Here is a 3,331-nt window from a genome sequence, read left to right as displayed (position 1 = left end):
CGTGCGACGCATTTGCTATCGGACTCGGACCTGACATGCTGTTTTTCCCTTCATCGTTCCATCAAACACAATGCACCATGAGATAGCTATCGGCTCGCCAGCAGCTGCCGCGCATGAGAGACTTCAAAAATCGCGCCAAAGCTAAGAAGTGCCACAAAGGCCTGCGAGCGCAATACTATGGTAAGTCGAACATCACGGGTGTCGCGTATTCGAGAAGCCGGCAGTCGTCGCCTTCCCGTCGCGGTTGTCGATCCCGGCGGCCGCCCGCGCCGAGGGACAAGCCGAATACAATACCTGCACGTCGGGCGATTTGTGTCCCGGCCGGTAGACAGCCAGCCCGGTGGCTTTGCTAGCTGGAGCCGCAGAAATGCGCAGAAGGTGCGCCGACATCACGGTACGGTCCTTGCCGACTTGCCGTGCTCGACCCGATGACGCCGCGTTCGCTGTCGATGGCGTCGACCTTCAGGCCCACGCTCGGCACCGCCGCAAGAAAGCAGACAAACCTCGTCGGCGCTCAGCACGACCGGCAGCGTGCGCAGCGCGCGGGCATACGCGATCCGGAATCTCGGTACGGTCGAGCGTCACGCCGTAGAAGGATCGCAGTGCGCACATGGTCTGGTCCAGCGCGGGCCACGAGATCCGGTGGAAACCAGGGAAGCGCGGACGTCCTCAAGGCCAAGCTGGTCCGTGTTCGCCAAGCGGCGAAAATGGTGTTATCGACCAAGTGATCAAGTCAATCGCATGCTGAAGTGCGTTCTCCGCCTCAGTAAGGCTGGGAGAAGCGGCTATCACATGGCCGATACAGTCATCAAAGTCCCCCTTCCGGATGATCGGCGTCTTCGGTTTAACATAAACCTTGACCTCGGCGACACCTAAGACGGCAGCCGCTTCACTGTGCCCGACGATCCAATCGAGGGTGCCATCGCGATCAGCAACCAGGTGCCGCGCCACTGCGGTACGCGAGTGCCTTCTGCGCAAATCCCATTCCTTACCGATGACATGCTTTATATGCTCGGTGATGAGATCGACACCGTAAGCCAGATGAACAAGTTGAGGAAAGGGCATGCCGGCAAGGCGCGGATTGACTTCAATGACGATCGGGCCACGGCTTGTCAACCGGAGTTCAACGTTGGTTGGCCCCCAACCAAGGTTGAGAGCTCGCAAACATTCCAGCGACACATCAGCAATATGGTTATGCTCGCCATCGGTCAGCGGGGCGGGATAGGTGAACCCACGACAAACGAAATGAGGCGGGGGACCGAAGTCACCAGTGCCAATTGCAACGACCTCATTTCCCATTACCTCGGCAGTGTAATATGGGCCTTGTGCGAATTCTTCGACCAGTATCCTTGGCGACGACTGCCATATATGTTCCCCACTCAACAGAAACGTCGAGTGCTGGGTTATCTCATCGGTAGTACGGCACAATCGGACACCGCTGCTGCCGCTGCCCACAGCTGGCTTAAGGATCACCGGCAGGCCAAGGTCCGATGCAGCGCTTTCTACCTCCGCGGGATTCGCTGCCAAGCGAAAAGCAGGTATTGGAATGCCGGCCTCGGCGAGGAGCCGACGTTGACTAAATTTGTCGCAGCATCTTTCAATGGACGTGGGGTTTGGTCCCGGTAGATCGAAATGCCTACAGAGCTTGCCAACCGTCGCATAGACCCGCTCCAATGCGCTTGTAATACCAGCAACTTCATACATCTCACGCAGCCGATAACATTCACGAACCAGAGCATTGAAATCTTCTGTATCAACCCTGACTGCCTGAACCCGTTCAGCCGCAATATAGTCGTAGGAGCCTGGATCAGTAGCCAGAGCGATTGGATGAAGACCAAGGTACTTCGCTGCGCGAACGAATAGCAAGCTATTGCTATTCGTCGTACCCTCAAGCATGATGAGCGCTCTTTCTACCATGGCTGTCAACTCCAGTTTAGCACGACCGCACACGAGAAATCGGCCTATCTGCTTTAGCTTTGCTGGCCTCACATTTGTGGCAAACATACCATCCTCAGGAATTTTGAATATGAAGATTCTGTAATTTATTGGGAGCCCGAGCAATTGACATAAAGCGTCATTTCGGCCGTCCCAACCAGCTCGTCTGACACGAATCTTTAATATTTGAGAAGGTTAAAAGACATTTAGTGGTAGCAGAACACGATTTTGACCGCAGCGCCTGCTGACGCGATTGTTAGTCGCCCGGGGCATTCTTCCGAAAGTGTGCAGCGAGTTGGGACGATCGTGGTCGAGTAACTCAGCCATTCAGCTTTCGCCCGCCCAGATCCGGGCGGGCGGATTTCCCGCACCCGGCTGTTCCCGAGAGTGACCCGCGTCATTTACGTGCCCGTGCCCAAGCTTCGAGTAATGCGCGGAACTGGCAGGAGGGAAGCGTACTCCGACCAGCCTATGCGCCGGCTTTTCTTGCTGCGCCATCTCAGACAGCCAGACTCCACGCACTTCCTCGGGAATCCGGTGAGCGCTGGTAGTTGTGCGGCCTGCCATAATAGCCGTAGTGCGACGAAGTACAGCGGCGAGCCACCCATGCTGCGCGTGCAGTGGCGCGTGGATGAGCCGGCAGGCCTCCTGGCGCAACGCCGTCAGCTCGCGCCGTAAGGCGTTTCCCTTCCGTTTTGTGCTTCACGAAGAACCGGCCGTCCCGGGTCCGCCCACAAATAGTGGGTGAAGCCCAGAAAGGCGAAGGTCTCGGGCCGCTCGCGCGCGTGACGCCGATGCTGGGAGAGGGCCGCGAACCGGCCAAACTCGTTCAGCCGGGTCTTGCCGTCATCAAGCGTCAGGCCAAAGCTGGCCAGCCGCGCCCTGAGGGCCAAACAGTCGGCCTTGCTCAAAGCACATGACGAAGGCGTCAGCGTAACGCACGATCACAGCACAACCGCGCGCATGAGGACGACGCCATTGGTGAGCCCAGAGATCGAGGACGTGGTGGAGGAAGATGGTGGCAAGGAGCGGGCTGACCGCTCCTTGCGGGGTGCCTCTGTCCGTCAAGACCGATGCAAAGCGAGTCGAGTGTTGATTGGGAAGAAGCGCATGTTTGGCCGAGTGGCCGCCTCGCGACTCGCCTCTCTCGCGTCGGTCTTATTCCGTCTGACACAGGTTTGACATATTGCGGTGGAATGAGCCGAACGTCGTGACCAGAGTGATCAGCTCGCGAGCCCAGTGGTGAGCGCTCGAGCATGCTTCCATCGCAATCAGGCAAAGGCGGCAGCTTGGCGAAATAGGCTAGAGCGGGATGAAATGAGACTGAATCGGCTTGGGATTCCCTTAGGCGTGCAAATCTGATTCAACCTTCATGCTGGGCAAGGAGGTCAGCATG

General features: G+C 57.7%; 2 protein-coding genes and 1 pseudogene. All 3 read right to left on the bottom strand.

Features of this window, described 5'->3' with window-relative positions; all coding sequences use genetic code 11:
* Nucleotides 1-669: 669 nt before the first annotated feature.
* Complete coding sequence (locus tag NKI38_RS33190) at nucleotides 670-1,917, bottom strand: ATP-grasp domain-containing protein (RefSeq protein WP_352665072.1); 1,248 nt, start codon at nucleotides 1,915-1,917, stop codon at nucleotides 670-672.
* Between the two features lie 680 nt (nucleotides 1,918-2,597).
* A complete protein-coding gene (locus NKI38_RS33185; RefSeq protein WP_352665070.1) occupies nucleotides 2,598-2,846 on the bottom strand; it encodes a hypothetical protein in 249 nt (82 codons plus the stop codon).
* A gap of 177 nt (nucleotides 2,847-3,023) precedes the next feature.
* Nucleotides 3,024-3,235: pseudogene (locus tag NKI38_RS33180) on the bottom strand (IS110 family transposase); the annotation flags it as partial.
* Nucleotides 3,236-3,331 lie beyond the last annotated feature (96 nt).

The organism is Mesorhizobium sp. M0621, assembly GCF_040320745.1.
Classification (GTDB): Bacteria; Pseudomonadota; Alphaproteobacteria; order Rhizobiales; family Rhizobiaceae; genus Mesorhizobium.
Note: the sequence above shows the minus strand (reverse complement) of the source record. Positions and strands in the feature narration are given on the sequence as shown.